General features: G+C 48.1%; 6 protein-coding genes. 5 read left to right on the top strand and 1 reads right to left on the bottom strand.

The features are described from left to right. Nucleotides 1-217: 217 nt before the first annotated feature. Nucleotides 218-1051, bottom strand: coding sequence for a formyltetrahydrofolate deformylase (gene purU, locus ABY802_RS09145; protein WP_372626735.1), 834 nt, complete (start codon nucleotides 1049-1051; stop codon nucleotides 218-220). Nucleotides 1052-1201: 150 nt separating this feature from the next. On the opposite strand from purU, the gene tsaA reads away from it, so the two are divergent. The 5 genes from tsaA (at nucleotide 1202) to ABY802_RS09120 (ending at nucleotide 6116) form a co-directional block, all read left to right on the top strand. Then, complete coding sequence (gene tsaA / locus ABY802_RS09140; RefSeq protein WP_372626734.1) at nucleotides 1202-1909, top strand: tRNA (N6-threonylcarbamoyladenosine(37)-N6)-methyltransferase TrmO; 708 nt, start codon at nucleotides 1202-1204, stop codon at nucleotides 1907-1909. Then, the gene (locus tag ABY802_RS09135; protein WP_372626733.1) at nucleotides 1881-2939 is read left to right on the top strand and encodes a Kelch repeat-containing protein; all 1059 of its coding nucleotides are present in this window, start codon (nucleotides 1881-1883) and stop codon (nucleotides 2937-2939) included. Before tsaA ends, ABY802_RS09135 begins: the two co-directional genes overlap by 29 nt. Before the next feature lie 51 nt (nucleotides 2940-2990). Further along, nucleotides 2991-4715, top strand: coding sequence for a proline--tRNA ligase (locus tag ABY802_RS09130; protein ID WP_372626736.1), 1725 nt, complete (start codon nucleotides 2991-2993; stop codon nucleotides 4713-4715). 207 nt (nucleotides 4716-4922) lie between these two features. Beyond that, nucleotides 4923-5672 carry a sulfite exporter TauE/SafE family protein gene (locus ABY802_RS09125; RefSeq protein ID WP_372626732.1) on the top strand — a complete coding sequence of 250 codons (750 nt, stop codon included), beginning with the start codon at nucleotides 4923-4925 and terminating at the stop codon, nucleotides 5670-5672. A gap of 30 nt (nucleotides 5673-5702) precedes the next feature. Then, entirely contained in the window at nucleotides 5703-6116 is a 414-nt protein-coding gene (locus tag ABY802_RS09120) for a rhodanese-like domain-containing protein (protein ID WP_372626731.1), read from the top strand. Nucleotides 6117-6118: the final 2 nt, after the last annotated feature.

Here is a 6118-nt window from a genome sequence, read left to right as displayed (position 1 = left end):
CTGCCAGGCTCAGCAAGATTCCCTTGCCAGTATTGACCAAGATAGGGTCTGAACACCTCTAATTTGGGATGCAGTACGGCCGTTTCAGCCGCCGAAATCGCGACAGCAAATAGCATGCTGCACAACAACAGCAATATTTTCATCACCATTTTCCTCATTGATAAGGTGTTATCACTTGCTGAAGTATTAAAGATAATAGGCCCAATGTAAACGCCCACTACAACACAACCGTTTTATTGCCATGCACCAGAACCCGATTTTCTACCACCAGTTGCAATGCTCTGCTTAAGGCCGCTTTTTCAACATCTCGACCTGCTTTAGCCATATCATCGGCACTGAAGTTATGATCCACGGTGCGAACCATCTGTTCAATAATCGGCCCTTCGTCCAGCTGTTCATTAACAAAATGCGCGGTGGCACCAATGATCTTCACCCCACGCTCAAACGCCTGCTGATAGGGGTTAGCACCAATAAACGCCGGTAAAAAGCTATGATGAATATTAATAATTCTGTTACGGTACTGCGCGACAAAATCTGCCGTTAGAATTCGCATAAACTTGGCGAGCACTAAATAATCGGGTTGATAGGGTGCTATTGTTGCCAGAAGCTGTTGTTCATGCTCGGCGCGGCCAAGCCCCTGATGGCTGATATAGTGATACGGGATCGCAAATTTGTCAGCCAAGCTGCTAAGCTCCGGATAATTACCAACAATTGCGGCGATATCTAACGCCAGCGAGCCATCAAATACCTTAATTAATATATCGCCCAGACAATGCGCTTCTCTGGTTACGAGTATCACCACTTTTTTGGCACCATCACTTAGCAAGCTACGGCGACTGCCGGGCGGCAATGCACGGTCCAGATCGAATAGCAACGTGGTGTCGTTGAATACCCCTTCTAGCACGGTTCGCATATAAAACTGGCCTGTTACCGGGTCAACATATTCGGTGTTGCGAATAATATTAAGCTGATGCTTGTAACAAATATTGGTAATTTGCGCGATCAGCCCTTTCGAGTCAGGGCATTCTGTTAACAGGGTTTTCCGTTCCATCTTCTACTCTTAAATTAACTTTGGCTGGGTTATTCTTGCGCAATAACCATCTAGCGTCAAAGATATTCAGACGTCTTTGCTTCAGCTTGTTGTTTCGTTGTTGCAACTGCATAATGCCCGACTGTTCAAGCTGGCTGTGTGTAAAGCAAAATGAGTTCTTTTCAGTTTCAGGTAATAGGTACTGTCGAGTCGCCTTATAAACAAAAGTTTGCGATTCCCCGTCAACCCGGTTTAATTGCCGAAGCAAGAGGCAGACTGGTGCTGGCCCCGCCTTATGCAGAAGATGACATCGTGCGTGGTATTGAAGCATTCAGTCATTTGTGGCTGGTTTTTGTATTTCATGAAACCGCCAGCAAGGGCTGGTCGCCTTTAGTCAGGCCGCCAAGGCTGGGAGGCAACGCCCGAAAAGGCGTTTTTGCCACCAGAGCAACGTTCAGACCTAATCCAATTGGCCTATCCGTCGTAAAACTGGAAAGGGTTTACCGGCGTAATAATAATTTAGTGCTAGAGCTTAGTGGTATAGATTTACTGGATGGTACGCCCATTTTAGACATTAAACCGTATTTACCCTATGCTGATGCCCTGCCAGACGCTGCTGGTGGCTTTGCTGACAGCGCGCCACAAACAGGGATGGCGGTCAGTTTCAGTGACCAAGCCAGCGCGTTTTGCCAGGCTCAGACTACGTTTCCGGAATTAGCGTTACTTATTGAAAAAGTATTAAAACAGGATCCCCGGCCATCCTACAAAAAACAACGCGAAGCTGAGCAACATTACGGTATGACGTTGTACCACTTTAATATTAAATGGACTGTTAATGGAGACCTCAACCATGTTACTGAAATCTCTCAGCTACCTTAGTTTGCTGATGGCTACAGCCAGTAGCATCGCCATACCCGACTTACCTGAGCCGGTAAGCAATAATAGTGTTGCCAGCACCACCGTGCGAGGAAAAACCTATATCGTCAGTGCTCTAGGCATGGGCCCGGGCAAACAAAGCAATGACCTGCATAACAAAGTGTGGATGCACACACTGGATGAATTTGGCTGGTCCGAGTTACCAGCAGTGCCAAGCCAGCAGCGACTGACGGGCCGTGCCGGCGCCAGTATGGTGGCACTAAACAATAATTTTTTTCTGTTCGGTGGCTTTACCATTAATGCTGACGGCAGCAAGCAAACTGCAGCAGACAGTTATCGGCTTGACCCGGTTACGCGACGTTATACCCGGCTTAATGATATACCGGTACCGGTAGATGATGCTGTCGCCTTACCCTACCAGAACCGCTACATCTACCTGGCTAGCGGCTGGAGTGACCATGGTAATGTCAATCTGATGCAGCTGTTTGATAATTTTACCCAGCGCTGGTCTCAGGCCACTCCTTATCCGGGGAAACCTGTCTCGGGTTTAGCCGGAGGTATTGTTGGCAATACCCTGTTGTTGTGCGATGGCGTTGCCGTAGACTACCCTGCTACTAAACCCCGCACCTTTGTGATGGAACCGGCCTGCTGGCAGGGCATTATTGGCGTTAAAGCGAATGAAATAGCCTGGCAGCAAATACCCCATCCTACCGGCAAGGCGCGGTTTAGGATGGCTGCCACCGGCACGGAGCTAAATGGCGAGCAGGTTATTGTATTTGTTGGCGGGAGCGAATCTGCCTATATTTTCAATGCTATCAATTATCAGGGCCGCCCTGCGACACCCAGCACTGAAGTTTGGATATATTCGGTTAGCCGGCAACAGTGGCGAACTGCAACAAAGAGCAGTGCCATCATGGATAGCCGCACCTTACTGGATATTGATGGCATACTTTATACCGTGGGAGGCATGGTTGAAGGCCAGCAAGTGACAAATAAGCCAATAAAACATCAGATTCAACTTCTGCCTGACTAAATGACTTGCTAGAATGATGGCAATTTTTTGACTACTTTGTTTGAGAGCAGCATGCGCACCAGCCAGTATTTATTATCAACGGTAAAGGAAACCCCCTCCGACGCCGAGATTATCAGTCATAAACTGATGTTAAGAGCGGGTATGATCCGTCGGCTTGGCACCGGTATGTTCAGCTATCTGCCCACGGGTGTCCGGGTATTGCGTAAAGTTGAAGAGATCGTACGCCAGGAAATGAACAAAGCCGGAGCAATAGAGGTATTAATGCCCATGGTGCAACCCGCTGAGCTATGGCAGGAATCTGGTCGCTGGGAAACCATGGACGCCGAACTGTTGCGATTTAAAGACCGTCATCAACGCGATTATGTGTTAGGGCCAACTCATGAAGAAGTCATTACTGATTTAGTTCGTCGGGAAATTACCAGCTACAAACAATTGCCGCTGAATCTGTTTCAGATCCAAACGAAATTCCGGGACGAACGCCGGCCGCGTTTTGGTGTAATGCGGGCCCGTGAATTTATGATGAAAGATGCGTATTCTTTCCACCTTGGCCAGGACAGTTTGCAGCAAACTTACGATGCCATGTACCGCGCATACTGCAATATTTTTAATCGACTGGGTCTGGATTTCCGCCCCGTGCAGGCAGACAGCGGTGCTATTGGTGGCAGCGTGTCACATGAATTTCATGTGTTGGCAGAATCAGGTGAAGATGCCATCGCCTTTTCCGACAGCAGCGACTATGCCGCCAATATTGAAATGGCTGAAGCATTGGCACCAAAAGGGAGCAGAGCCGCAGCGGAAAAAGCATTAACTGAAATTGCAACGCCGGCAGCGGGTACGGTAGCCGAGGTTGCTTCACTTCTAAATATTGCACCGGCAGCCATTGCTAAAACGTTGTTTGTACTTGCAAAAGCGGATGAGCAAGGCAAGCAGCAATTAATTGCGTTAGTGCTGCGTGGCGATCATGAATTAAACGAGCTTAAAGCAGAAAAGCTGGCAGGTGTGGCCAGCCCACTGCAATTTGCGACCGATGAGCAAATTCGCTCACTGTGCGGCGCAGGTCCCGGTTCCGTGGGCCCGGTAGGGTTAAACATCCGCGTTGTGGCGGATCGCAGCGCCGCCCACCTGGCCGATTTTGTTACCGGTGCCAATAAAGATGGTTATCATTTTAGCGGCGTTAACTGGGTGCGTGATATCACCGAATATGAGATCGCAGATATTCGTAACATTGTGGCGGGCGATCCCAGCCCCTGTGGTGCGGGTAACCTTATTATTAAACGCGGCATTGAAGTCGGCCATATTTTTCAATTGGGAGAGAAATACTCCAAAGCACTGAAAGCCGGAGTATTGAACGAAGAAGGCAAACATCAAACCATGACGATGGGCTGTTATGGTGTCGGCGTATCCAGGATTGTTGCCGCTGCCATTGAACAAAATCACGATGATTATGGCATTATCTGGCCAGATGCCATAGCGCCATTTCAGGTTGCCCTGATCCCAATGAATATGCACAAGTCAGTGCGTATCGCTGAAGTCACTGAACAGCTTTACCAGCAGTTAACCGAGGCAGGCATTGAGGTTTTATTCGATGATCGACGGGAGCGCCCCGGTGTCATGTTTGCTGATATGGAGCTGGTTGGCATACCTCATACGATTGTCATCGGTGAGCGTAATCTCGATAACCAACAGGTTGAATATAAAAACCGCCGCAGCGGTGAAAAAATGATGCTTGATATCGCAAATGTTGTTGCTGAAATTCAGCAACAAATAAGTCGTTGATATTATCCCTTCAAAACAGGCTGTGCTTAGTTTTTTTACGCTAAGCGCAGTCTGATTCTTAACCTTCCTTACATGTTATACCTCTGTCCAATGTCGCTGCATAACTATTAAATTAGATTATACTAAATTTTAATTGCTGAATGCCTGAAAAGCCATTAGAATTAAATTCAGTTATAACATTATTCATTTTGGTTATATGAGGGCGTTGTGCTGGCTGTATTTGGAGCACTGATTATTGGCTTAAGCCTTGGTTTGTTTGGCTCGGGCGGCTCTATTCTGACGGTACCAGTACTGCTGTACCTGATTGGCATGCCGGCAGAGCTGGCTATCGCCTCGTCCTTACTTATCGTTGCCGGCATCAGTTTATTTGGTTCAGTGCACAATGGTATGAAAAGGCTGATTAGCTGGCGTCATGTCCTGTGGTTTGGTGTGCCGGGCATGCTGGGTACTTATGGTGGCGCCTGGGTAGGCACTCTTGTCGATAGCCGTTGGCAACTGCTGGTGTTTGCGTTATTAATGCTTATCGCGGCGTGGTTCATGTGGCACAGCAAGCTCAAAGATATTGCGGGCCAGCACGTATTTAATAAAACCAAAGTGATTGCCGATGGTCTGGTGGTCGGCGCTATTACCGGTTTTGTTGGTGTTGGTGGCGGCTTTCTTATCGTGCCGGCTTTAGTATTCATGGGAGGCCTGCCCATTGCTATCAGTGTTGCCACCAGCTTGCTCATAATCGCGATGAAATCATTTGTTGGCTTCGCTAAGTATTTTATGGTTTACAGCGCTAAGGGCCTGCAGTTCGATTGGTCTGTTATTACCTTAATGATTATCGCCGGTATTGCCGGCAGTTATGTTGGCGGCTGGATAGGCCGGCGCCTGCCTAAAGACAAGCTCCAGCGTGGCTTCGCCCTTTTCTTAGTTGTGATGGCTGTCGTGGTTGTAAGTCAGTCGGTGATTTAAAAATAGTTAATTTGAATACAGGAGCATGTTATGAAAACTGCACAGCAACTTATAAATGAAGCAAAGCATAATATTAGCGAAGTTAAGGTTGCAGAACTGGCAACATACCTTGAGCAAACCTCTGAGCCACGGCTGATTGATGTGCGTGAACCAGCAGAATTTGCTCAGGGCCATATTGCCGGCGCTATCAATTACCCTAGAGGTGTACTGGAAATGCAACTGGCAAATCATCCTGCAGTTGCGGCCAGTGGTTGTGCTGCAGAGGTTGCATTGGCTGAGTTAGCCAGGCAGCCCTTATACTTAATTTGCCGCTCTGGCGGTCGTTCAGCCCTGGCAGCAGAGTCGTTGCAGCGTATGGGGTTTAATGACGTTTACTCAGTAGCCGGTGGCATGCAAGGCTGGCTTGACGCTAACTTAGCAACACAAACTCATCAGCAGAAGTAAAG

It is taken from the genome of Arsukibacterium sp. (assembly GCF_041616895.1).
Taxonomy (GTDB): Bacteria; Pseudomonadota; Gammaproteobacteria; order Enterobacterales; family Alteromonadaceae; genus Alishewanella.
Note: the sequence above shows the minus strand (reverse complement) of the source record. Positions and strands in the feature narration are given on the sequence as shown.

Coding starts and splice junctions, on each gene's coding strand:
- purU (WP_372626735.1), bottom strand. CDS start 1,051: ATGGAACGGAAAACCCTGTTAACAGAATGCCCTGACTCGAAAGGGCTG.
- tsaA (WP_372626734.1), top strand. CDS start 1,202: ATGAGTTCTTTTCAGTTTCAGGTAATAGGTACTGTCGAGTCGCCTTAT.
- ABY802_RS09135 (WP_372626733.1), top strand. CDS start 1,881: ATGTTACTGAAATCTCTCAGCTACCTTAGTTTGCTGATGGCTACAGCC.
- ABY802_RS09130 (WP_372626736.1), top strand. CDS start 2,991: ATGCGCACCAGCCAGTATTTATTATCAACGGTAAAGGAAACCCCCTCC.
- ABY802_RS09120 (WP_372626731.1), top strand. CDS start 5,703: ATGAAAACTGCACAGCAACTTATAAATGAAGCAAAGCATAATATTAGC.